Genomic DNA, 23,104 nt, shown 5'->3' with positions numbered 1-23,104 from the left:
AGCTGACAGGCGACGACGCGGACGGCCGTTCCCGGCACGGTTGTGGGTATGAACAGCACATACCGGGGCGATCGATGATCACCGTCGAGAACGTGACCAAGTCGTACGGCGAGAAAGTTGCCGTCGACAACCTGAGCTTCACCGTCAAGCCCGGAGTCGTGACCGGGTTCCTGGGACCCAACGGCGCCGGCAAGTCCACCACCATGCGGATGATCGTCGGCCTCGACCGGCCCGACCACGGCATGGTGACCGTCAACGGCATCCCGTACGCCGACCACACAGCACCGCTGCATCAAGTCGGAGCGCTGCTCGAGGCGCGAGCGATTCATCCCGGACGGTCCGCCTACAACCACCTGCTCACTCTCGCCGCGACCACCGGCATCCCGCGCCGGCGGATCGACGAGGTACTCGCGCTGGTCGGGCTGACGAGTGTCGGCAAGAAACGTGCCGGCGCCTTCTCGCTCGGCATGGGCCAGCGGCTCGGCATCGCCGCGGCCTTGCTCGGCGACCCCGAGGTGGTGATGCTCGACGAGCCGGTGAACGGGCTGGATCCGGAGGGAATCCAGTGGATCCGGGGACTGCTCAAGTCACTGGCGGACGAGGGCCGGACGGTCTTCATCTCCTCGCACCTGATCTCCGAGATCGCCTTGGTCGCCGACCATCTGGTTGTCGTCGGCAAGGGCAAGCTCATCGCCGACACCACCGTCAGCGAGATGCAGCGAGCCGCGTCCGGTCTCGTCGTACAGGTCCGTTCGCCGCGGGCCACGGAACTCGCCGACCTGCTCCTGGACGACGGTGTCAGCATCCAGTCCGGTGCCGGTGGCAACGACCTGACCGTGAGCGGTCTGGAGGCGGCCGTGATCGGCGATCGCGCGCTGGCCGCCGGACTCCCGATTCACGCCCTGATCCCGACGGAGGTCTCGCTCGAAGAGGCCTTCATGCGGATGACCCACGACTCCGTCGAGTACCAACCGACCCTGGAAGCGAGCGCACGATGAGCGCAACCCTCGACACCCCGATCCCCACTCGCCACGACATCGTCGAAGTCGCCGGGCTGCGTGATCCCGAGACCGCGAGCCGGCTCCGCGTCACCTTCAGCCGGGTCACGCGGTCCGAGTGGTACAAGTTCGCCACGCTGCGATCGTCCTGGATCACCCTCGCGACCGCCGTCCTTGTCCTGATCGGCTTCGGCGTCCTGGCTGCCCTGGTCACCTCGGGCGAGGTCACACCCGGTGGACCCGGTGGCGGACCCGACAGCACCGACCCCACCAGCATCAGCCTCAGCGGCGCCATGCTCGCCCAGATCATCCTCGGCATCCTCGGCGTGCTGCTGATCTCCGGTGAATACTCCAGCGGAATGATCCGGGCGACGCTCGCAGCCGTACCGCGCCGGTTGCCGGTGCTGTGGGCCAAGGCGCTGGTCATCGGCGCCGTCAGCCTGATCGTGTCGACCGCCTCGGCGCTGGTTGCCTTCCTGGTCGCACAGCAGATCCTTGGTGACGGCGCGAATGCCTCGCTTTCGGACGACGGAGTACTCCGAGCGGTGTTCGGCACTGGCGTTTACCTGGCCGCCGTCACTCTGATGGGACTCGCGATCGCCGCACTCCTGCGCACGCTGCCGGCGCGATCGGCGCCCTCTTCGCCTTATTGCTGGTGGGTCCCGGACTGCTCCAGCTGATCCTGCCCTCGAGTTGGGAAGACAAGATCCTGCCGTATCTGCCGTCGAACGCCGCGTCCTCGTTCACGTCGGTGACTCCACCCGACGGGATGCTCTCCGCCGGAAGCGGCGCAGCCGTCCTCGCCGCCTGGGTCGTCGTACTTCTCGGAGCCGCGGCACTGCTCCTCCGCCGCCGGGACGCTTAAGGCGCTGCGAGCGTCAGGACGACCTGGTTCTTGTGGATGGTGAGGTGGCCGCCGGCGGCTTCGGCGCAGCGGCGGGCGATGTCGAGGCCTAGGCCGGTGGAACCACGGTCGCTGCGGCCGCGTTCGCCGGCGCCGAGCGGGATGCCGGGGCCCTTGTCGGCCACCACGATCCGTACGCCGGTGCCGAGTCGCGTCAGCGAGATCCGGGCCGGGGTGCCGTCGGGAGTGTGGGCGACGACGTTCTCGACCAAGGCATCCAGAGCCGCTCCAAGGTCCTCGGCCGAGGCGCGGACCATCGCCGGCGGAGCCGGGAGATCGAGGGTGAGCTCGCGGCCCTGGTCCTCGAACAGCGGTTCCCAGAAGGCGGCTCGGGCGCGGGTCACCTCGACGGCGTCGGCGTGCGGCACGCGTCCTTCGCGTTGCGGCCGCCGGGCCGCGCTGATCACCGCGGTCAGGGTCCGTTCCAGGCTGGTCACCTGGGTGTTGAGTTCCTCGGCGCTCTCGCGGTCGGGCAGCGCCTCGACCTGCAGCCGGAGTGCGGTCAGCGGCGTACGGAGGCGGTGAGAGAGGTCCGCGACTGCCTCGCGTTCGACGGCGATCACTTCGTCGATGCGGTCGGCTAGACCGTTGAGCGCGGCACCGACCTTGGCTACTTCGACTGGACCGGTCGTTGGTGCCCGGGCGTCCATGTCGCCGGCTGCAAGGCGTTCCGCCGTACCGGCTGTTTGCTCCAGTGGGCGGGCCAGGCGGCGGGAGACCAGCTCGGCGCCGGCGATGCTGAGCAGCAGGACGAGCAGGCTGCCGCCGATCAGGATGAGCAGTCGTGGGCCGAGTCCGTCGTACACCTCGTCGGCGGTGAGGTACATGCAGATCGACGCAGGGCCGTCCTTGGTGCCGACTTCGACCTCGACCGCCGTACCGCCGCTGACGTCGCGGTAGGCGGCGTCGCCGACCTTCGGCGGGCCTTTGTCGTCGTCATCGCCGTCGCCGTATTCGCTCGGCATCGGTTTGGGCGCGGTCACACCACCCGGTGGCGGGTCGCCGAGCGTCGTACCGTCGGCGAACCGGACCGAGACGCGTCCGAATTGGTCCTTGGTCACCTCGTCGATGTATGCCGTGATGTCGTCGGCCGTGCGGCTCTGGTCGCCGATGTAGTACGCGACCGTCTCGGCGGTGTAGCGGGCCCGTTCCTTGGCATCGGAGGCGGTATTGCTCCGGAGCAGGATGATCAGTGGTACGGCGAACGCCAGCACGACCAAGGTGGTCATGCCGACCGACAACAGCAGGATGCGGCGGCGCACGATCAGCTACCCTCGGGCGCGGCCAGCTTGACCCCGACGCCGCGAACGCTGTGCAGGAAGCGGGGATCGGCCGCCGTCTCGCCGAGCTTGCGGCGCAGCCACGACAGGTGAACGTCGACCGTACGGTCGCCACCGCCCCACGGCAGGCCCCAGACCTCGGCCAGCAGCTCGCGTTTGGTGATGACTGCTCCGGGACGGCGCGCCAGCGCGAGCAGGAGGTCGAACTCCTTGCGGGTCAGGTCGACGGACGCGCCGTCGACGGTGACCTCGCGACTGCGCGGATCGATCCGGAGCGCGCCCAGGTCGAGCGACGACTCGCCCTGCTGGTCCTGGCCGAGCCGCCGCAGTACCGCACGGATCCGGGCGTCGATCTGGGCCGAGCTGAACGGCTTGATCACGTAGTCGTCGGCGCCGGCGTCGAGCAGCTTGACCACGCTCGCGTCGTCGTCGCGAGCCGTTGCCACGATCACCGGTACGTCGCTGACCGCGCGTACCATCGCGAGCACGTCGTGACCGTCGAGGTCGGGCAGGCCGAGGTCGAGGAGCAGCACGTCCGGCCGGTCCCGCGCGACCATGGCGACGCCCTCGGCTCCGGCGGCGACAGCCGTGACGACGTGGCCGGCCGCCGTCAGGGACTTACCCAGCGACGTCCGGATCGCATCGTCGTCCTCGACCAGCAACACCCGCACCATGCTGATGAGGGTAGCTGGAGGCCCCTTACGAAGGCGCTTTCAGGCCGGTACTACGAAGCTCCAGGTCGGCCAGTCTGGTGATGACTGCGGTGTCGCCTTCGCGCCAGGCCTTGACGGGGTCGTCGGAGATCTTCGCGAGCCGGTGCATGGGCTGGTTCGCCATCGCCCGGAGCGCGAACAGGTCGAGATCCGCGGCGCTGTCGATGAACTTCTGCGCAGCCGTCGCCCGCCGCGAGAACCGGATCCGTCGCGGCAGCCAGATCAGCAACGCGAACAGCACCGGCAGCCCGATCGTCACACTGGCCAGCACGTACGCCAACTGCTCCACCGCGTGCGCTTGATCCCGCCCTGCCTCCGCCAGCTTCCCTGCGGCCGCCGCGGCGCCGTCGACCGGCGACCGCAGCTGATCCCCGACTGCTGGGACCTTTCCGATCGGCTCCGCCAGCCGGCGCAGATCGCCCGCCAGCCCATCCCCGGCCTCAGCCGCCTTCCGCCCCGGCGCGCCCAACGCGTTGGTGATCCGGAACACCAGCAGCCCAAGCTCCACACAGAGCCAAATCCAGCCCACCAGCATCAGATCGCCCACGACCTGCCAAAACCGCTGCCGACCCACATCGGAGTAGAGCTTCACCGGCGTGACACTAGCGATCTTTCCGGAACATCACTGCCCCTCCGTGCACATTCGTTTCCGGAAAGCAGCAGTACGGCGGTCAGAGCGCCGTACGGAGGTCCCAGAGGAGGGGGTAGTAGCGGAGGTCGAGGCGGCTGCGGAGGTAGCCGGCGCCGGACGAGCCGCCGGTGCCGGGCTTGGTGCCGATCATGCGCTCGACCATGACGACATGACGGGCGCGCCAGGCGGCGGCGAGCTCGTCGTGCTGGAGCAGCGCCTCGGCGATCTCCCAGACGGCGGCGTAGTGACCGCGGTCGCCGGCCACCTTGCGGAGGGCGTCGCGGATGTCGTCCTCGGCGTCGGTGGCGAAGCCCGCCTTCGCCAGTACGACGAGGAACGCGTCCCACAGCGTCGGCTCCTGCAGGCGCTGCTCGAGGCGGAGCTTCTCCGCGTCGGTCAGGCCGCGGAACCGCTTGACGAACGACGGATCCTTCGCCCCGGACAGGAACTCGATCTCGCGGAACTGCACCGACTGGAACCCACTGGCCGGCGACAGCCGGTGCCGGAACTCGCCGAAGTCCTGCGGTGTCATCGTCTCCAGGATGTCGACCTGCTGGGTCAGCGTGCGCTCGATCGTGTGCACCCGGCGGAGCAGATGCTCGGCCAGCCACAGCTCACCGGACAGCATCGCGTCCCGGGAGGCGGTCAGCTCGTGAAGCACTTGTTTGAACCACAACTCGTAGACCTGATGGATGGTGATGAACAGCAGCTCGTCATGCGCCGGCGGATCCGACTCCAGCCGCTGCTGATCGAGCAGCTCGGCCAGCCGCAGATAGCTCCCGTAGGTGAGCCGGCCGCCCTCCTCACCGAAGTGAACGTCGACCCCGTCCCACCGCCCGGCCACCCCGTCACCAGTGCTCATGAGGCCGAGAGTATCCGACACTCCGTGACCGGTCAGCGATTCGGTCGTTGAGGGTTGGGTACGCCGATTCGAGGAGTTGTATGTCCGCCACGGTCCGAAGCCCGCTGGTCCCGGGACCGATTCAGGGGCCCACGCGTGAAGAACCGCAGGTCGAGGCGTTGCTGCTCGACGACTACCCGTCGCTGGTGCACCTGGCCTATCTGATCCTCCCGCCTTCGATCAGCAGGCAGCGGCGGGTGGCCGCGGCGCACGCCGTCGTACAGCGTGCTCTCCCGCCCGACGCGTCTTATCCGGCGAGCGGACTCCGTGAGTTCATGCGCAATCGCGTCGTCCAGGAGGCTGCTGAGCAGGCAAGCCGTCGTACGGCGTTGGGCCGGCTGGCCGGACTCTTCGCACCCTCCGACGCGCTGGACTTCAACCCCTGCTCCATGCACCTCGACGCCACCACGGTCCGCCGGCGCAACCACCGCGCCCGCCTCCTGGCGATCACCGTCACCGTTCTCATCGCGAGCAGCATCCTCACTTCGTTGCTGACCTCCTGATCGATACTGGGTAACTTGCAGGGCATGGCCCAACGGGAGACACTGCTGCGGGTTCAGCGGGACGACGGCTGCATCTTCACCCTGACGCTGACCCTCGACCCCGAGGGCGGCGAGCGCGGGATCACGTTTACCGAGTTCTACGACTACGGCCCGCTGGGCGACGACCCCGGCCGCGAGTACGGCTACAGCGTCCACGCCCCGTACGACGCCCTGGACGCCCTAGCCGACTTCTATGCCAAGGACGCGGCCGGATCCGCGGCAGATCGACTGGTCGAAGCACTGCAAACCCTGGTCCGCGAGGGCGTCCTCGGCGATCGTCTCGCTCTGAAAGGCAACCAGCACCGAGTACTGGAAGGCTTCGAACTGGCCGGCGTCGCGCCCACTACCAGTGTCTGGAGCTGGATCAACGACTGAGCCTGGATTCGAACCTCCTCGAATCTGCTCCCAGTTCGGTCGCCGCTGGGCATACTGCAGTGATGGCGATTCACCTCACGATGACCGCGGACCAGCTCGGTCGATCGCGCTTCGCCATCTCACCCGCGCAAGAAGTGGTCAGCACAGTTCGCCTCCGCGACGCGCATCCCGCCCGCCACGCGAGGACCTGGTACGCGCGTGCACGCGCATTGATGCCGGCCGGCGAACTGGCTCTGCTGGAGGCGCTGGTACCGGCCGACCACGACTACGCCCCGGACTTCCTGACTCCGCCACCCGCGCGACCCGTGGCGACGATCGAGGAACAGGCCCGGATCATCGCCCGGACGTCCGCCGACGACATCGAGCGCCAACTCGACATCGGCCTGCATGGACGGCCTGTCCGCGAGGACGTCGTGGCTCTGTTCGGCGACGAGGACACCTACCTGAGGTGGCGTCGTCCAGCGCCCGATGCGCTCGAGCGAGTGATCGCCGAAGGTCCGGAGGCCGTGGCGGTTGCCGCGGCCAAGGCTCTGCAGCTCTTCTTCGAGCTCGCCATCGAGCCGGACTGGAGCCGCACCACAGCGGTCCTCGGGGACGACGTACGCCGGAAGAGCGACCTCCTCGCCTCCCGCGGAGCCGTCGCCATGCTGAACGACCTCGGCCGCGGAATGGTGTGGGACGGCAGCGGAATCGTCCTGGATCGCCCGTACGACGTCACCGTCGACTGGGCCGACGACGGCGTACTGATGATCCCGACCTCGACGCATGTCGGGCCGGTGCAGTTCACGGTGAAGTGCCCGGAGCAACCAGCCGTTGTGTACCGATCGAACGGCATTGGCCGTCTCTGGCAGCGTGACGTCCAGGTGCCTAACCGCGCACTGGCTGATCTGCTGGGCGACACGCGCGCGGTGCTGCTGACCGAACTCGGCGAGCACCAGTCGACGAAGGAGTTGAGCAGCCGGCTGCCGTGGAGCGCTCCAACGGTGTCGTATCACCTTCAGGTCCTGCTGCGGGCGGGCCTGGTCGGACGCACCCGACGTGGAAACAGAGTGGTCTATCGCCGTACGCCGGTTGGCGACTCGTTGCTGGAGGCATGAGGAGGTGTCCGAGCAAACCAGGACTGCATGGCGTCGCTTCGTACCTTGGCAGGGCCGCGCTACCCGGGTCGACCTGGCGCTGCTGGGCGCGATTCTCGCCGTCGTCGCGGTTGGGCTGGCGCTGCGACCGCTCAAGCCGTTCCTGGTCGCGTCACATCCGGTCGCCCTCGCGTTCCTGACCGGCGATCTCGTGGCGATCGGCGCCGCGGCTGCGTTCGCCCGGATCGGGGAAGCTCCACTGTGGCTGGTCGTCCTCGCCGGTGCGGCCGGCATGGTCAAGTTCGACTGGCTCACCTGGTGGACGGGCCGGCGGTGGGGCGAGGGCATCATCAAGATGTTCACCACCAGCGAGCGCGTGCTGCGCTTCGCCGGGCGCGCTACTGAGCTCCCTCCGTGGGTTTTGCGGGTCGCCGTCCTGGTCGCCGTACTTCCGGGGGTGCCCACCGCGGTCGTGTACGCGATGGCCGGCTGGGCTGGGATGCGACTGACTGTCTTCCTCCTGCTGGACTTCTGCGGCGCCCTGGTTATGACCGGTCTGATTGCGGCCCTCGGGTACTGGAGCGGTCAGCGGGCCGTGGACATTGTTCTGCTCGTCGACAAGTACGCGTCTGTCGTGAGTCTGTCGATGATCGGCATCGCCGTCCTCATCCCCCTGGTCAAGCGGTGGATCCGGCCAGCTGAATCCGGCCGTTGATCTGGACGACCCACAACGCACAGCCCGGTACGGTCGCCAGACCGGCCAGCGGGACTTGGTTGACGATGACAACGGCCGCGGCCAGTACGGCGAGACTCAGCAGGGTGAGGTGTGGTCGGCGTACGGTCGCATAGATCGCCGTGCGCAGCGGGGTGTCCGGATTGGCGAGCATGGTCAAACCGATGCTCAAGGCAAGGATCCCGAGGACGGCAAGCAGCGGGACCAGGGCGGCACCCGGCATCGAGTTGTGGAGGACGGCGATGTCGGCGGCGAGCACTCCGACGGCGGCAAGAGTCAGCGTCGAGAGCAGGAGAGCGCGCGGGGCGAGACGCTTGTAGCTGCGGAAGAACGAGCCCTGGTCGTCGAGATAGGCGAACCCCGCGGCGACTGCGGGTCCGATGACGACTGCCGCGAGTACGCCGAAGAACACCGGATAGCCGAGTGGGTCGGAGACTACGGCGAGCGCGAGGAGGAGGGGTGAGGTGGCGGCGGCGAGGCCGAGGTTGACGACCAGGACGCGGTGGGCGAAGGACCAGATCAGGTCCCAGGCGTCGGCGCGGACGTTGACCCGGGCGAGTGGCGACCCCATCATTTCAGCCCACTCGTGGCGATGCCGCGGACGAAGTACTTCTGGCCGAGCAGGAAGATCACCAGGATCGGCAGCACCGACAGCACCGAGCCGGTCATGATCATGGCGAACTCTGCGTCGTACAAGCCGACGAACGAGCGCAGGCCGAGCTGGATCGTCCACAGCTTGTTATCGGTCAGGTAGATGAACGGGCCCATGTAGTCGTTCCAAGTGTTCACGAAGGTCAGCAGCGCGAGGCTCGCCAGCGCCGGCTTCGAGAGCGGCAGGATGATCCGCGCCCAGATGCCGTACTCACTCAGCCCGTCGAGCCGGGCCGCCTCGCTCAGCTCGTCCGGGATGGTCAGGTAGTACTGCCGCATCAGGAAGACGCCGAACGCGCTGAACGCCTGCAGCAGGATCAGCGACAGGTGTGTGTTCACCAGTCCCGCCTTCTGCATGATGATGTACTGCGGCACCATGTACGCCTGCCACGGCACCGCGATCGTCGCGATGTACGCCAGGAACAACGCGTCCCGGCCGGGGAACCGCACCTTGGCGAACCCGTACGCCGCGAAGCTCCCGGTCAGCACCTGCAACGCGGTGATGCTCAAGCTCAGGAACACCGAGTTGCGCAGGTACGTCAGCAGCGGGATGCGCGCCCAGATCTTGGTGAAGTTGTCCCAGTGGAACTCCGCCGGGATCCACCGGACCGGCACGCTGAACACCTCGTTGTCCAGCTTCAGCGACGACGACACCATCCATGCGAACGGCACCAGTACGGCGATCGACAGTACGACGAGCAACCCGTACGCGACTCCACGTCGTACGTTCATCGCTCGCTCCTTCGCTGCAGGCGGAACTGCACCAGCGTGATCGTCAAGACGATGACGAACAGCACCATCGACACCGCCGACGAATAGCCGAACCGGCCCTGGGTGATGCCTTCGCGGAAGATCACCTGGGACAGCACCAGCGTCGAGCGGCCCGGACCGCCTTCGGTCATCACCTGGATCAGGTCGAACACCTTGAAACTCGAGATGGTCAGCATGATCAGCACGAAGAACGTTGTCGGACGCAACGACGGCACCGTGATGCTCCAGAACCGTTGCCAGGCACTCGCACCGTCCACCTGCGCCGCTTCGTACAACTCCCCCGGGATCGTCTGCAACCCGGCCAGATAAAGGATCATGTAGTACCCGAGGTCACGCCAGACGCTGGCCAGGATGACCGCCGGCATCGCCCACGTGGTCGACGTGGTCCACCCCGGCGGGTGGTCGATCCCGATTGCCCGTAGCAACTGGTTCACCGGGCCGACGTCCGGGCTGAGCAGCATGTTCCACACCACCGCCACCGCTACCAGCGAGGTGATGTAGGGGAAGAACAGCGCGGTCCGGAAGAACGAGACCCCGCGCAGTTTCTGGTTCAGCAGTACGGCGAAGCCCAGCGCCGCGCACAACGTCAGTGGCACGTGGCCGAGGGCGTAGTACGCGGTGTTGCGCAGGGCGGTCCAGAACGTCTCGTTGTGGATCATCCGGTCGACGTTGGCCAGCCCGACCCACTTCGGCGTGCTGTAGGAATCCCAGTCCAGGAACGACAATGCCAGCGACGCGAGCACCGGGATCAGGGTCAGGGTGGCGAAGCCGAGGAAGTTCGGCAGGATGAAGCTCCAGCCGAGCCGGATGCTCCGCCACCTCCTCCTCGCCGGCGACGGCGCCTTCGGCCCTGCCTTCGAGGGGGGCTGTGAAGGCGCCTGCGCCGGCGCGACGGTTGTGCTGGTCACAACGATCAGCCGACCTCGTTCTTGACCCGCTTGGACATCTCGGCCAGGCCGGCGTCGAGCGACTTCTCGCCGGTCATGATCAGCTCGTGCTCCTCGGTCAGGATCGTGTCCACGTCGGCGGTCTTGTCGGTGACCGGCATCTCCAGCACCACCTGGTCGGGCTTGAACGCCTTCTTCGCCACCGCGTCCTGCGGTACGCCGGGGAGCGCGAAGTAGGTGTCGAGAATCGTCTGGCTCTGCAGCGACGGCGTGACGCCGGCCTTGGCGATCGTGGTGGCGCCTTCCTCACTGGCCGCCCAGGCGACGAACTTCTTCGCCGCGTCGGCGTGCTTGGAGTTCTTGTTCACCGCGAAGGCGGTCGGCGAGCCGAAGGTGGTCACCTTGCCATCGGCTTGACGCTGCGGCAGTGGAGCAACACCCCAGTCCACCTTTGTCTTGCCGGACTTGGTGTCGGCCAGCAACGTGGCGGCGTACCAAGTCCCCATCGGCATCAGGGCGGCCTTGCCGGTGGAGAACATCGAGTTGTAGGTGACCTTCTGGGTGGATGCAGTTGCCCAGGGCAACAGTGCGCCGGCCTTCTGTAGGTCGAGCGTCATCTGGTACTGGTCCTTGAAGAAGCCGTAGTCGCCGCCGAGCAGGTCCCCGCCGCTCTGAGCCGCCGCGGTGGCTTGTACGACTGACCTCCAGGTGTGCTGATAGGCGCCGTACACCTTGGAACCGCCGTCGCCCTTGGTCAGGCTCTTGGCGAGGGCGGCGTAGTCCGACCAGGTGAGGTTCTCGAGCTTGCTCTCCGGTACGCCGGCCTGCTTCAGCAGGGTCTTGTTGTAGTAGAGGACCCAGAAGTCCTGGCGGTACGGCAGGGCGAAGTACTTGTCCTCGATCTTGTAGGCGTCGAGGCCGGACTGCTTGGCCGGGTCGAGCTTGCTCGCCTCGTCGGTGAGCGGGAGGAGCTGGCCGCGGTTGGCGTACTGCGCGTAGCCGATGACGTTCTTCATCGTCAGGATGTCGGTGCTGTCACCGCCGGCGAGCATGGTGGTGAGCTTCTCGTTGTAGTCGTCGGACAGGATGTCGACCGGCTCGACGTGGATGTCCGGGTTGGCCTTCTCGAAGCCGTCGATGAGGGCTTTGAACTCCGGCGTCGTGGCGTAGTTCCAGAGCGCGAGCTTGACGGTCGTCTTGCCGCCGGCGGCTTGACTGTCGGACGACCCGCCGCCGCACGCGGTCAGCAGGGCCAGCGCCGCGGCGGTCGCGGCGAGGGTCGATACCACAGTGGATAAAGGGCGTCGCTTCACAACTGTTCTCCTTCAGGCGGTCAGGGGAAACGTCTCTGCGGTGATGAGGCCGTGCAGGGGCTCGCCCGCCAGCCAGCGGGTGAGCTCGTCCAGGGCGTGGTCGGTGAGCCGGTGGATCTCGGAGCCGAGGGAACCGGCGATATGTGGGGTGATCATCACGTTCGGCACCGAGCGCAGCGCCGAACCGGCCGGCAACGGCTCCGGATCGGTGACGTCGAGAATCGCGAACAGCCGCCCGGACCGGCACTCCTCGGCCAGCGCGGACGAGTCGATCAGACTCCCCCGGGCCGTGTTGACCACGGTCGCGTGATCCGGCAGCTTGGCGAGCTCCGCCGTACCGATCATCCGGTGCGTACTCGGCAGCGCCGGAGCATGCAGCGACAGTACGTCGACCTGCGGCAGCAGCTCGTCGAGGTCGACCAGCTTCGCACCGGCCGCGGCGACAGCGGCCGCGTCGGCGTACGGATCGGCGACCAGTACGGTCGGGCCGTCGAGGGTCCGCAGCAGCTCGACCACCCGGCGACCGGTGCGGGAGAAGCCGACGATGCCGATCGACCGGCGGAAGTTCGACAGGTCGCCGAAGCCGTCCGGGTGGCCCCAGCCGCGGTATGCCGTACTCGCGTCGGCGGCGAGGAACGGCGCCTTCTTCCCGGCGAAGATGATCGCCGCCAGGGTGTACTCGGCGACCGGGATCGCGTTCGCGTCGGCGGCGCTGGTGACGACGATGTCGCGCTCCCACAGCTCGTCCGCGGCGAGCGCGCGGACGCTGCCGGCCGCGTGGAAGACCGCTCGCAACCTGGGCGCCGCCGCCAGCCTCGCGCCGGAAAGCTGCGGAACACCCCACGACGTGATCAGCACCTCGGCCTCGGCCAGCCGCTCACGCGCCGCCGGGGAGTCGAGCTCATCGACCCGGACCGGGTCCGGCAGCGTGACGAGCGTCTTGAGCCGGTCGAGGCGCACCTGATCGAAGTGGGCCGCGAAGGACTCCTCGCTCATCACCAGAAGCCCGATCATCGACGCGCCAACTCTGTCGGAAGCAGTCGGCAAGCGGTTACCGTTGCGGTCATGTGAACATGAGATGTCCTTTTCGATCAGCTCATCTACTGGTCGTTCACAAACAACCGCAAACGTTCAGATTCGTACAACGGAGGTTCTCGTGACCGACGATCGGTTGTTCGGCCCGCAGCGGCAGGAACGCCTGATGGACGAGTTACGCCGGCAGGGGTCGATCCGGGTGCGCGAGTTCGCCGCCTTGCTCGGTGTCAGCGAACTCACCGTACGCCGGGACATCGCCGCGCTGGCATCGCAGAACCTGCTCACCAAGGTCCACGGCGGTGCGACGCTGCCGACCGACCTCGGCCCGGCGACCCAGGTACGACGCCGTGGCACAGCCGCACCACGCTTCACCATCGGGATGGTCGTCCCGTCGCTGGACTACTACTGGCCGGCGATCGTCGGTGGCGCTCGATCCGCGGCCGCGGCTCAAGGGGTCCAGATCAACCTGCGGGGTTCGACGTACGACTGGGCCGAGGACCAGCGGCAGATCACCCGGCTGATCGAGAGTCAGCAGGTACAAGGCCTGCTGCTCGCGCCGAACCTGGACGGCGACGGCGTCCCCGAGATGATCGAGTGGATCGGCAACTTGCCGGTGCCGGTCATCCTGATCGAGCGGCAGCCGCCGCGATGGACCCCGACGAAGAACCAGCTGGAATGGGTTCGCAGCGATCACGCGCTGGGCCTGGAGATCGCCGTACGGCATCTGCATGAGCATGGGCATCGCAGCATCGGCCTGGTGCTGTCCAAGGGCAGTCCGACGTCGGCGCATCTCGAGCGCGGGTGGGAACTGGTGTGTGCGGACCTCGATCTCTCGCCGGACCTGGTGGTGCGAGAGTCGGTCCGGATGCAGCAGCCCGGGTACCGCGAAACCATCGCGCAACTGCTCGATCGCTGCCGTGCCGCGGGTACGACGGCACTCGTCATCCACTCGGACCCGGACGCGATGTCGGTCGCGCAGTACTGCGTCGAGCGCGGCATGGCGATCCCGGAGGACCTCGCGATCGTTGCCTACGACGACGAAGTCGCCAAGCTGGCCGAACCGGCGATGACGGCGGTCCGGCCACCGAAACCGATGGTCGGCCGGACCGCCGTCGAGTTGATGGTGGCCCGGCTGATCGAGGGCCGGCGGCGCCCGTCGCAGCGGATCCTGATCACGCCCGAGCTGATCATCCGGGATTCGTCGATCCCCCACTTCCAGCCGGCGAATCAGCCAGCCGCAGATAGTCCACCCGGCCGCCCGACCACTCGGCGCGCACACCCGCCGGTTCGATCGTCAGATGCGGAAGGGGTTCCGGTGCGGCGCCCAGGGTGATCACGGCAACAAAGATCTTGCCGGTCTCGGGAACCGTGCGGATACAGGGAATCGCGGTGTGGTTGCCGACGGCACTCGCCTGGTCGAGCCGACGTACCTCGGCCCATTCGAACCCGTTGTCCGCGGCAACCACCGAGACCAGGCCACCTGCCGTGATCCGCACCTTGTGTCCGTCGACGGTCTCGGTCGGCGGTTCCGCCGCCGACAACGGCCAGCCGCTGATCTCGAGCTTCCACTCCGGCTCGAGCTTGCCCTCGACAACGACCGCGCGGACTTCGTGGCTGCCGTGCAGCAGCGAGCCCATCACTAGTGTCGGTCCCTCGACCACGCTGCCGCCGCGGCCCGAACCGTGCTCGGGGCCCTTGTCCTCGTCCGTGCGTACCCAGTGAGCTTTTGCTTTCGAGACGCCGGTGCGGACGCTGGTGAAACCGTTGCGGTGGCTCGGGCCGAGCTCGGGGTGGAGGATCGCGACGCTGTTCTCGATCGCGCCGGACCAGGCCGCTTGATCCATCGGTGGCATGGTGTGAGTCGAGTACGCCAGCCGCGCGTACAGCGGCGAATCAGCTCGCTCGTCGCCTGGCACCGAGTGATCCGTTCCGTGGTTGACGATCCGTACGACGCCGTCGTACTTGGTACCGCTGACCAGCCAGCCCGGCTCCGGCGCCTCCAGCGTGAAGTCGCCGGTCTCCACCGGCAGAGGCTCTTCCGTCGCTGTCCAGACCGCGTGGTCCGCCGGGAGCATGAGCCCGAGCATGCCTTTCACCGCCCAGTACGGCGATCCCGGGCCGGAGTACGACTGGGCGATGCGCGGCCATTCGCCGTACCAGCCGAGGTTCAGCAGACCGCGTTCGTCGGGGACGCCGTGGTCGAGGAAGTGCGCGAGCACTCCGGACGCCGCCCTTCGGAGCTGTCCGGGTGATACGTCGGTGGCGCCGGTGATGGCACCCATCCAGAGTGGGGCGGCCGCGGCGAAGCGGTAGGTGAGGCTGCGGCCTTGGACCAGCGGAGAGCCGTTGGAGCCGATGAGATGGATGGTGGTTCGCAGGTACTGCGCGAGCCGCTCGCGCCAAGCGCTCACGAGCTCCGGTTTGGCGAGCCCCGGATCCATTGTTGCCCAGAGCAAGGGATAGACGTGCAGCGCCCAGCCGTTGTAGTGGTCGAAGGCGCGCTCGGGTCCGTCGGCGTACCAGCCGTGGTCACGGTAGAGCGATTCGTGCACGGCGAGGCCGCTCTGGATGTCGTCGATCGACCACGGCCCGCCGACGGACTTGAGGAACGTCTCGACCACGATCTGGAACCACACCCAGTTGATCGGCGGGTACTCCGCGCCGACGACGGTGGCAAGCCAGGCGACGATCTGCTCGCGATCCTCGTCGTTGAGGTTATCCCAGAGCCAGGGGCGGCTCAGGTGCAGACCGAGCGCGATAGAGCAGGCTTCCACTTTCGCCTGTCCGAGCTGATCCGGCCGCGGCCAGGATCGCACGCCGGCACGGAGTCCGTCGGCGTACCACTCGGCGAAGTTGTGCGTGTCCTTGCCCTGGTCCCCGTGCAGCCGGATCGCCGCCAGCAGGAAGGATCGCGCGAACGCCTCCAGCGAGTCGCTGTCGGGTCCGTAGGCGCTCGGCGGTCCGGGTAGGTCGATGCGCGCGTGATCGGGCGAAGCGAACGGCCGCAGCGAGAGCAGCAGCCGGTCGGCGGTAGCCGCCCATGTCTCCCGAGTCAGGCCGGTGTACGGCGCTTCTCTCACGGTCGCTCTCCTCTGCGGACGGTCAGGCGGAACGAGTTGCCTTCGGTATCGATGATCAGCCGGTGCACAACCGGTCCCCAGACGCTTTCCAGCAAGGGATCGTCCACACCACGCGTCTCCAGCCGGCCGGTGCCCGCGTCCCAGCTGATTCGGGCCGTGGCACCGGCGAGGGTTTCCACCACGAACTCGTGTGGGTCGAGCGAGACCGGCGTACCGGCGATGACGAAGTGTTGTTCGATCTGGTGATCGCCTGTCCACTCGTCGGCGACCGTGATCACGTCTTCCAAGGCCGCCGTACGCCGGTAGTCGGGCGCGTGCGGATAGGCGTGTGACAGCTGGAGAGACAGAGAGTTGTTGTTTACCTTCAGGTCCGTCGCGCGGTACTGGGACCCAGGTGGCTGTTCGTGGCCATCGATCAGCGGGAGGTTGTGCCAGTCGCTTCGGACCACCCATTGTTCATAGCGGCGGTCCGAGAACGAGAGCGCTGTGTACGTCGGCTGACCGAGGTCGATCAGCACTGGCGTGGAGTCGAGCGCCGCGATGAACGAGCCGACGTCGTTGTGATTGTGGTTCTCGTCGTTGTGACCGCCCTTGATCGCGAGGGTCAGGCCGCTGTCGTTGCGGGCGACGAGGAGTTGTACGTCCGGCAGCCAGGTCGACCTCGGGAGTGGGAGCTCGGCCTTGGCGGCGTTCCACCAGGTGTCGTCGGTCAGGCCGACGAGTGCACGCCCGAGCCCCGAGGCTGGTGCGATCGGCTGGTCGCGGTGGGCGGCTGCATGTGCCATGACGTCGGAGTCCTGGTGGCGGCGTCCCCAGCGGTGGAGCACGTGCCAAGGCTGGTTGGGGTCTGGGCGGGCGGGACCGTCGCCGACGTTGACATACCAGCCGTCGCCGAGGGCCATTCGCTGTGGATACCGGGCCAGCTCGTCGAGCGGCGGACAGGACCATGGGTCCAAGGCGCCGTCCGTGATGCGGTCGAGGAGCTCGATGGCCTCGGCCAGGCGGGCCGGGCCGTTCCACCAGTAGGCGTAGCCCTCGTCGCAGCCGCCGTCGGCCGGCATAGCGTTGAGATAGCGGTCGAGGCCGTCGACGACGAGGTCGACGACTTCTACCGCGTCGCTTTCGAGGAACAGGGCGGCTGTGAGTACGTGACCGTGGATCCACGGATTCCAGTTGTGCAGGTGCCCGTCGAGCCCCAGCCAATGCCACCGCCGGTCGGTCAGGAACGGCTGGATCACCCGCTGCCGGACCTCCCGCCGCATCCGCCTGCGCGACCCCGGCACCCGCTCATCCAGCGCCGGCCCCAGCACCAGATCGGCCCACGCCAGAATCTCCGCCGTCTCCGCCGCGCCCAGATCCAGGTACGGCTCATCCGGATCTCCCAGCACTTCATGTCTCGCCGTCGCGAAGGACTCGTGTGCAGCCCAGCACCAGGTGGTCTGCTCACACAACAACAGCAACCCATCCGCCGCTTCATCGACATGTTCCTGCGTGAGCACCGCAGCCAGCACAGCCGTCCGCGTACGACGCCGTACCTCACCTGCCGGATCCTCGTACGCCGTGCGCACCCCATCGCGCCAGTAACGCGCGTACTCGGAGAGCAGCGTGTGCGGCCACGGCTTAGCCCGATCCGCTGCTGCCTCGTTGAGGATCGCTGCGACAGCTGCGGGATCGCGGTGATCCCACACCTCCCGGTTTTGAAGGTCCGGCACGCCCACCCGTGCGCGCGCCTCCGCGACGGCCCGCTGACGTTCCTCGGCGCCAACAGCCGCCCACTGATTCTTCAACCCCACCCGGCCCACTCTATGGCAAGCGCTTGCCCAGACAAGCTGACAATCTTGGCCGGTCCAGGTCGGCGGGGTTTCGTGACCGACGGGTAATGCCATGATGTCCGGCATGGAACTGAAGTTGTCGGCGTCGTACGACGCCACCCCGGAGGAAGTGTTCGCGATCGTCACCGACGCCACCTTCCGCGAACAGGCCTGCGAGAAGACCAAGGCGCTGGCGTACGACGTCCAGGTGACCGAGTCCGGCGGCGACACGGTCGTCCGGGTCCAGCGCGAGATGCCGTCGAAGGACGTACCGGACATCGCGCGCAAGTTCGTCGGCGAGACGCTGACCGTCGTCCAGACCGAGACCTGGCACCCGGCCAAACCGGACGGGTCGCGGGACGCCGACGTCAAGGGCGAGATCAGCAACACCCCGGTCACCCTGAAGGGCACCGCGAGCATCACCCCGTTCGCATCGGCCACGGTGCAGGCGATCGACCTGGACGTGAAGGTCAACGTCCCGCTGATCGGCAAGAAGATCGAGCCGTTCGTGGTCGACGCGATCCGCGCCGGCCTGCAGAAGGAGCACGAACTCGGCCGGGATTGGACCCACTGAGACCGGGTGTCGCTACGCTGACCGGCTCACCTCCGGTGCGAACCTGAAATCGGAGGTGAGCCAGTCATGAAGCTGTCTCAACGCATCGAGCTCGCCGAGGAATCGCAGTACTGCGTCTTCTGTGCCGAGGTGATGCCGTTCGAACCAATCGACGCCGCCGACCACCTGATCGACGAGCCGGCCGAGTGGATCTGCGTGAAGTGCGGCTCCGCCCTGCTGATCGATCCCCCACTCCAGGAGCTCCACCAGACCGCTTGACCAACATGTCGCCCACCAACCCAGCTCCCCAGAGCACGGTGGCCTCAGTGGCGGGCCAACCTCCCCCGGAGCACGGTGGCTTCAGTCGCGGGGACTAGAGCGGCGGGCCGAAGCCGCACACCAGCTGCAAGGCGTGGGCAGGGTCGAGCGCGTTCGCGACCAGCTGGGCGACCGTCGGGTCGAAGGCCAGGCCGACATGACCAACTGGGTCCAGTGGGCAGACGTCCTGAACAAACTTGTTCGTCACCCCGGACTCGCGGATGAACGACGTCTCGTGTGGCGTCACCAGCGCGTCGAAGCGGGACGCGATCACGGTGTAGCTCACACCAGGCTGCGCGATCGGGCCGGTTGTCAGCTTGTCCACCGCCGAGCCGCCGACGATCAGCTCGTCGCAGGCCCGGCAGCCGTACTCGCGCAGTACCTGATCGACCAGCGGCCGCAGCCCCAGGTAGTCACCGACACTCACCAACCCGCCGAACGTCGTACCGTGGGTCGGCGGTGCCAATGCGACCACCGTGCCCACCTGATCGGCGTACCCGCGAACCTTCGGGCCGTAGATGCTCTGGAAGGCGCCCTCGGAATGCCCGACGATGTCGACCTTGGCGGCGCCGGTCGTCTGCCGGACACGCTGCACGAATGCCTCGATCTCCTCCGACGACTGCGCGATCGAGACCGTCCCGCCGACCGGGATCGACGGCGTCGCCAGGCCGTAGGTCAGCGTGAAAGCGCAGTACCCCTTCGCCTTCAGGTAGGGCCCGAGATACGAGTAGTTGCCCGGGCCGTTGCCGCCCAGACCGTGCAGCAAGACGATCGGCCGCGGATGCGCGGCCGACGGTTTGCAGGACCAGTCGTCGAAGCCGGACGAGGGCGCCGCGGTGGCTGCCGTGGCGGTGGCGGTGAGCAGGGCAGCCGCGAGCAGAGTCGCAGCGGCCCGGCGGATCAGATTTGGCATCAGGGCTCCCCCTGGCTGTACCGTTCGGTGACGGGCGGATCACGATCGGTGTCAGTTGAGCATGTCGACGGGTTGTTAACAAGTGCTCATGTCGAGAACCAGTCGAACTGGTTACGATCCCGTCGCAACGGGTAAGGTCCGGCGCATGAGTCGGACCATACGGGGACTGGACGCCGAACAACGCAAGGCAGAGCGCCGCGAGCAACTGCTCGACGCAGCCCTCAAGCTGTTCGCCGCCAACGGCTATCTCGGTACGTCGATCGAGCAGATCTGCACGACGGCGTACATCGGGACCAAGAGTTTCTACGAGCTGTTCAACGGCCGCGAGGAATGCTACGTCGCCCTGCTCGCGCGGACCTCCGAGCGGCTGGAGGAGCAGATGGCGGGCCTCGCCGCGCGGGCCCAGGGCAACGAACGGCAGGACGCGCCGATGTTGCTCAACGCGTTCGCGCACGCGCTGCTCGACGACCCGAAGGTCGCCAAGGTGACGTTCGGGATGGCGGCCGGCATCTCCGACGCGGTCGAGCGGCAGCGCCGCACCAACCGCCGCTGGGCGGCCGGCTTCCTCGAACAACTGTGGGAACGGTACGACGGACCGCCCACCGGCCCGGACGCCGCGGACCAGCGGGCAGTACGCCACGGCGTCGCCATCGGCCTCGTCGGCGGCCTCTTCGACCTCATCTCCGACTGGCTCCTCGACGCCAACCTCACGAACAAGGACCAGATCGAAACCCTCATCGACGACCTGACCACCTTCTACATCACGGTCCGCCGCGGCCTCACCACCTGAGACCTCAGTCGAACACGAGGTTCCGTAGGGCCACGTGGCCTTCCTCGTCGATGACGTAGTGGGCGTGTCCGTCGTGGTCCACGGCGACGCCTTCGACCCGGCGGATGTCGCCGAAGTGGTGAATGACCTTGGTGCTGACGACGCCACCGGCGGTGTCCGTGGGGAGCTCGAAACGGACGTGCTCGGAGGCTGCGAGGGCGCCTTCCGGGTGGTCCGCGAGTACGGTGGCCGACTTGCCGGAGGCATCGAGGTCACCGATGACGGCGTCGAAATGGTCGCCGCCTCGGGTGTCGAGACCGCGCAGGCCGGCCGGCGCCTCGACACTGCCGGCATCGCCGAGCACCCAGACGTTTCCGCACCGCGGTACGGCGTTGGGGTCGTCGAACAGCTCGTCCACGTTGTCGAGCTCGACCAGGAGCGGATGCCCATCGGCGCTCACCGGGTATCGCAGTCCTAGCAGCAACCGGCCGTTCGCGCGGAACTCGGCCGCCTCGATGTTGACCGGGTGGTCCGTCGGATGGATGGTTCCGTCCCAGCGCTTGGCCTTCTGCCGGCCGATGGCGATGGAGGCATCGACGTACGCCTGCTGGCCCAACGCTCCGACCGGCAGCAGTTCGACGTCCGCCAAGGCGTCATTGATTGCCCGATGCAACCCGAACCGCAGCCGTACGACCTCCAGGTCCGCCGGCTCACCGTCAACGAGCGACTCCTCACGGACACGCGCGATCCAGGACCGCTTGGCCGCGAGCGGTCCCCGCTTCTTCCCGAACTGCGAACCGACGAGGTAGACGTAGCCGTCGCGCGAGGCGCAGGCTTCGGCGTCCTCGGTCTTGCCGGTGTTCGGGCCGGCATCCGCGAGTACTCGCCGAGCCGCCCACCCCTCGTCAAGCGGCGCGCCGGCAGCATGGACGAGTAAGGCCAGCGCATCCTCAGCCGTCGCCTCGTCCAGCACCGTCACGAACGCCCGATCCCACCCGTGCCGGCTCAGTACCTCCGCCCCGAACACACGGCACAGGTCAGACGCTTCATTGGGCTCCAGGTGCAAATCGGTCTCATGCATACCCGGGAAACGACCGAGCAGCCTCGCCTTACTCCCACCAACGCCGATTCCCGGGAAAACCCCGACGATCCCTGAGCTTTTTCTCAGCCCTCGCGGGTAGCGGCAGTCCTCTCAGCCCTGGTGCGGGTAGCGGTAATCCGTGGGCGGGGCGAAGGTTTCCTTCATCGCGCGCGGGCTGGCCCAGCGGATCAGGTTCCACATCGAGCCGGCCTTGTCGTTGGTGCCGGAGGCGCGCGCCCCACCGAACGGCTGCTGTCCAACCACCGCGCCGGTCGGCTTGTCGTTGACATAGAAGTTGCCCGCCGCGAACCGCAGGTAGTCGCTGGCTGCCGCGATCGCGTGCCGGTCCTGCGCGATGACGGCACCGGTCAGACCGTACGGCGCCGCGCTCTCCATCTGGCGCAACACGGTGTCGTAGTCGGCGTCGTCGTACACGTGCACACCGAGGATCGGGCCGAAGTACTCGGTGGTGAAGATCTCGTCGGTCGGGTCGGCGGAGACCAGCAGCGTCGGCCGGACGAAGTACCCCTCACTGTCGTCATAGGTGCCGCCGGCAACGACCTCGACGGCGTCAGTCTGCTGGGCCCGGTCGAGCGCGGCCTTGTGTTTGGCGAACGCGCGGTCGTCGATGACCGCACCGATGAAGTTCGACAGGTCGCCGACATCGCCCATCGTGAGCGACTCGGTCTCGGCCACCAGGTCGTCGCGGATCCGGTCCCAGACCGACCGTGCGACGTACGCTCGCGAAGCGGCCGAGCACTTCTGCCCCTGGTACTCGAACGCGCCGCGCACCATCGCCGTCTTCAGTACGGCGGGATCCGCCGACGGGTGCGCCAGGATGAAGTCCTTGCCACCGGTCTCGCCGACCAGCCGCGGATAGGTCTTGTACGACGCGATGTTCGCGCCGACCGTCGACCACAGCGACTGGAAGGTCTTGGTCGAGCCGGTGAAGTGGATGCCGGCCAGGTCTGGGTGGGTCAGTGCGGCCTTGCTCACCTCGATGCCGTCACCGGTGACCAGGTTGATCACGCCGGCCGGCAGTCCGGCGGCCTCGAACAGCCGCATCGTCCAGTGCGCCGCGAACTGCTGCGTCGGCGACGGCTTCCAGACCACCGTGTTGCCCATCAGCGCGGGCGCGGTCGGCAGGTTGCCGGCGATCGCGGTGAAGTTGAACGGGGTGATCGCGTAGACGAAGCCTTCCAGCGGCCGGTAGTCGACCCGGTTCCAGATGCCCGGTGACGAGATCGGCTGGTCGCTGACGATGTGCCGCGCGAAGGCCACGTTGAACCGGAGGAAGTCGATCAGCTCACAGGCGGCGTCGATCTCGGCCTGCTGCACCGTCTTCGACTGGCCGAGCATGGTCGCCGCGTTCAAGGTGTCGCGCCACGGACCCGCCAGCAGGTCGGCGGCCTTCAGGAAGATCGCGGCCCGGTCGTCGAAGGACAGCGAACGCCAGGCCGGCGCCGCCGCGAGCGCCGCGTCCACCGCCGCCTTGCCGTCCGCCTCGGTCGCGTTGCCGAGGGTGCCGAGCACGTGCGCGTGCTTGTGCGGCTGGACGACCTCGATCGGCGCGCCGCCACCGAGCCGCTGCTCGCCGCCGATCGTGCAGGTCAGGTCGATCGCGCCGGCCGCGCTGAACTCCTTCAGCTTCGCTTCCAGCGTGGCGCGCTCGCTCGAACCGGGCGCATACCCCTTGACGGGTTCGTTGGCGGGCGTCGGGACGGCGGTGACGGCATCCATGGTGCGAGGCTCCTCGATCGACTGGTGGG

Annotated in this window: 24 protein-coding genes and 1 pseudogene; 11 read left to right on the top strand and 14 right to left on the bottom strand. The window is 67.6% G+C overall.

Annotated features, from left to right (window positions below):
* Window positions 1-74 precede the first annotated feature (74 nt).
* Genes EV646_RS18910 through EV646_RS39375 form a run of 3 tightly spaced genes read left to right on the top strand, consistent with a single transcriptional unit; the run spans window position 75 to window position 1,863 of the window.
* On the top strand, window positions 75-998 hold the full coding sequence (locus tag EV646_RS18910) for an ABC transporter ATP-binding protein (RefSeq protein ID WP_132150286.1): 924 nt from the start codon (window positions 75-77) through the stop codon (window positions 996-998).
* Complete coding sequence (locus EV646_RS18905) at window positions 995-1,678, top strand: ABC transporter permease (protein ID WP_199237056.1); 684 nt, start codon at window positions 995-997, stop codon at window positions 1,676-1,678. The genes EV646_RS18910 and EV646_RS18905 overlap by 4 nt, the downstream gene beginning before the upstream one ends.
* The gene (locus tag EV646_RS39375; RefSeq protein WP_199237055.1) at window positions 1,654-1,863 is read left to right on the top strand and encodes a hypothetical protein; all 210 of its coding nucleotides are present in this window, start codon (window positions 1,654-1,656) and stop codon (window positions 1,861-1,863) included. The genes EV646_RS18905 and EV646_RS39375 overlap by 25 nt, the downstream gene beginning before the upstream one ends.
* On the opposite strand, the gene EV646_RS18900 is transcribed toward EV646_RS39375, so the two are convergent.
* The 4 genes from EV646_RS18900 to EV646_RS18885 all read right to left on the bottom strand — a co-directional run bounded on the left by EV646_RS18900 (window position 1,860) and on the right by EV646_RS18885 (window position 5,388).
* Window positions 1,860-3,164 (bottom strand): sensor histidine kinase, encoded by a 1,305-nt coding sequence (locus tag EV646_RS18900; protein ID WP_132150284.1) that lies wholly within the window; start codon window positions 3,162-3,164, stop codon window positions 1,860-1,862. The genes EV646_RS39375 and EV646_RS18900 overlap by 4 nt on opposite strands.
* 2 nt (window positions 3,165-3,166) lie before the next feature.
* Window positions 3,167-3,856, bottom strand: a complete 690-nt coding sequence (locus tag EV646_RS18895; protein WP_132150282.1) for a response regulator transcription factor — start codon at window positions 3,854-3,856, stop codon at window positions 3,167-3,169.
* A gap of 25 nt (window positions 3,857-3,881) precedes the next feature.
* A complete protein-coding gene (locus tag EV646_RS18890) occupies window positions 3,882-4,487 on the bottom strand; it encodes a hypothetical protein (protein ID WP_132150280.1) in 606 nt (201 codons plus the stop codon).
* A 79-nt stretch (window positions 4,488-4,566) separates the two neighbouring features.
* Window positions 4,567-5,388, bottom strand: coding sequence for a tryptophan 2,3-dioxygenase (locus EV646_RS18885; RefSeq protein WP_132150278.1), 822 nt, complete (start codon window positions 5,386-5,388; stop codon window positions 4,567-4,569).
* Between the two features lie 80 nt (window positions 5,389-5,468).
* Between EV646_RS18885 and EV646_RS18880 the strand changes: the two genes are divergently transcribed.
* From EV646_RS18880 to EV646_RS18865, 4 genes are all read left to right on the top strand, one after another.
* Window positions 5,469-5,930, top strand: a complete 462-nt coding sequence (locus EV646_RS18880) for a hypothetical protein (protein WP_132150276.1) — start codon at window positions 5,469-5,471, stop codon at window positions 5,928-5,930.
* A 24-nt stretch (window positions 5,931-5,954) separates the two neighbouring features.
* Window positions 5,955-6,344, top strand: a complete 390-nt coding sequence (locus tag EV646_RS18875) for a hypothetical protein (protein WP_132150274.1) — start codon at window positions 5,955-5,957, stop codon at window positions 6,342-6,344.
* A gap of 62 nt (window positions 6,345-6,406) precedes the next feature.
* The gene (locus EV646_RS18870) at window positions 6,407-7,441 is read left to right on the top strand and encodes an ArsR/SmtB family transcription factor (protein WP_132150272.1); all 1,035 of its coding nucleotides are present in this window, start codon (window positions 6,407-6,409) and stop codon (window positions 7,439-7,441) included.
* Between the two features lie 4 nt (window positions 7,442-7,445).
* The gene (locus tag EV646_RS18865; protein ID WP_199237054.1) at window positions 7,446-8,135 is read left to right on the top strand and encodes a DedA family protein; all 690 of its coding nucleotides are present in this window, start codon (window positions 7,446-7,448) and stop codon (window positions 8,133-8,135) included.
* Here the strand turns inward: EV646_RS18865 and EV646_RS18860 are convergent.
* From EV646_RS18860 to EV646_RS18840, 5 genes are read right to left on the bottom strand one after another with little or no spacing between them, the layout of a single operon-like run.
* Window positions 8,098-8,724, bottom strand: a complete 627-nt coding sequence (locus tag EV646_RS18860) for a hypothetical protein (protein ID WP_132150270.1) — start codon at window positions 8,722-8,724, stop codon at window positions 8,098-8,100. The genes EV646_RS18865 and EV646_RS18860 overlap by 38 nt on opposite strands.
* Window positions 8,724-9,536: a carbohydrate ABC transporter permease gene (locus EV646_RS18855; protein ID WP_132150268.1), complete on the bottom strand. Its 813-nt coding sequence runs from the start codon at window positions 9,534-9,536 to the stop codon at window positions 8,724-8,726. Before EV646_RS18855 ends, EV646_RS18860 begins: the two co-directional genes overlap by 1 nt.
* Window positions 9,533-10,483, bottom strand: coding sequence for a carbohydrate ABC transporter permease (locus EV646_RS18850; protein WP_241996159.1), 951 nt, complete (start codon window positions 10,481-10,483; stop codon window positions 9,533-9,535). The genes EV646_RS18855 and EV646_RS18850 overlap by 4 nt, the downstream gene beginning before the upstream one ends.
* A gap of 5 nt (window positions 10,484-10,488) precedes the next feature.
* Complete coding sequence (locus tag EV646_RS18845; protein WP_241996158.1) at window positions 10,489-11,775, bottom strand: ABC transporter substrate-binding protein; 1,287 nt, start codon at window positions 11,773-11,775, stop codon at window positions 10,489-10,491.
* A gap of 12 nt (window positions 11,776-11,787) precedes the next feature.
* Complete coding sequence (locus tag EV646_RS18840) at window positions 11,788-12,789, bottom strand: hydroxyacid dehydrogenase (RefSeq protein WP_132150266.1); 1,002 nt, start codon at window positions 12,787-12,789, stop codon at window positions 11,788-11,790.
* Between the two features lie 142 nt (window positions 12,790-12,931).
* Between EV646_RS18840 and EV646_RS40125 the strand changes: the two genes are divergently transcribed.
* Window positions 12,932-14,143 carry a substrate-binding domain-containing protein gene (locus EV646_RS40125; protein ID WP_241996157.1) on the top strand — a complete coding sequence of 404 codons (1,212 nt, stop codon included), beginning with the start codon at window positions 12,932-12,934 and terminating at the stop codon, window positions 14,141-14,143.
* Between the two features lie 706 nt (window positions 14,144-14,849).
* Here the strand turns inward: EV646_RS40125 and EV646_RS40120 are convergent.
* Both EV646_RS40120 and EV646_RS18825 read right to left on the bottom strand, forming a co-directional pair.
* A pseudogene (locus EV646_RS40120) lies at window positions 14,850-15,890 on the bottom strand (DUF2264 domain-containing protein); the annotation flags it as partial.
* Window positions 15,887-17,683: a heparinase II/III family protein gene (locus tag EV646_RS18825; RefSeq protein ID WP_241996156.1), complete on the bottom strand. Its 1,797-nt coding sequence runs from the start codon at window positions 17,681-17,683 to the stop codon at window positions 15,887-15,889. The pseudogene EV646_RS40120 and the gene EV646_RS18825, both read right to left, overlap by 4 nt.
* A 103-nt stretch (window positions 17,684-17,786) precedes the next feature.
* Here EV646_RS18825 and EV646_RS18820 point away from each other — a divergent pair, with 103 nt between their 5' ends.
* Window positions 17,787-18,275, top strand: a complete 489-nt coding sequence (locus EV646_RS18820; protein WP_132150260.1) for a DUF2505 domain-containing protein — start codon at window positions 17,787-17,789, stop codon at window positions 18,273-18,275.
* 66 nt (window positions 18,276-18,341) lie between these two features.
* Complete coding sequence (locus EV646_RS18815) at window positions 18,342-18,533, top strand: hypothetical protein (protein ID WP_132150258.1); 192 nt, start codon at window positions 18,342-18,344, stop codon at window positions 18,531-18,533.
* Window positions 18,534-18,627: 94 nt separating this feature from the next.
* Here EV646_RS18815 and EV646_RS18810 read toward each other — a convergent pair whose 3' ends face one another.
* The gene (locus EV646_RS18810; protein WP_132150256.1) at window positions 18,628-19,485 is read right to left on the bottom strand and encodes an alpha/beta fold hydrolase; all 858 of its coding nucleotides are present in this window, start codon (window positions 19,483-19,485) and stop codon (window positions 18,628-18,630) included.
* 145 nt (window positions 19,486-19,630) lie between these two features.
* Between EV646_RS18810 and EV646_RS18805 the strand changes: the two genes are divergently transcribed.
* Window positions 19,631-20,275: a TetR/AcrR family transcriptional regulator gene (locus EV646_RS18805; RefSeq protein WP_132150254.1), complete on the top strand. Its 645-nt coding sequence runs from the start codon at window positions 19,631-19,633 to the stop codon at window positions 20,273-20,275.
* A gap of 4 nt (window positions 20,276-20,279) precedes the next feature.
* Here EV646_RS18805 and EV646_RS18800 read toward each other — a convergent pair whose 3' ends face one another.
* Both EV646_RS18800 and pruA read right to left on the bottom strand, forming a co-directional pair.
* Window positions 20,280-21,281 carry a hypothetical protein gene (locus EV646_RS18800; protein WP_132150252.1) on the bottom strand — a complete coding sequence of 334 codons (1,002 nt, stop codon included), beginning with the start codon at window positions 21,279-21,281 and terminating at the stop codon, window positions 20,280-20,282.
* 165 nt (window positions 21,282-21,446) lie between these two features.
* Entirely contained in the window at window positions 21,447-23,075 is a 1,629-nt protein-coding gene (gene pruA, locus EV646_RS18795) for an L-glutamate gamma-semialdehyde dehydrogenase (protein WP_132150250.1), read from the bottom strand.
* Between the last annotated feature and the right edge of the window lie 29 nt (window positions 23,076-23,104).

Source organism: Kribbella antiqua (assembly GCF_004345665.1).
GTDB lineage: Bacteria > Actinomycetota > Actinomycetes > Propionibacteriales > Kribbellaceae > Kribbella > Kribbella antiqua.
This window is presented reverse-complemented; position numbering and strand designations above follow the sequence as displayed.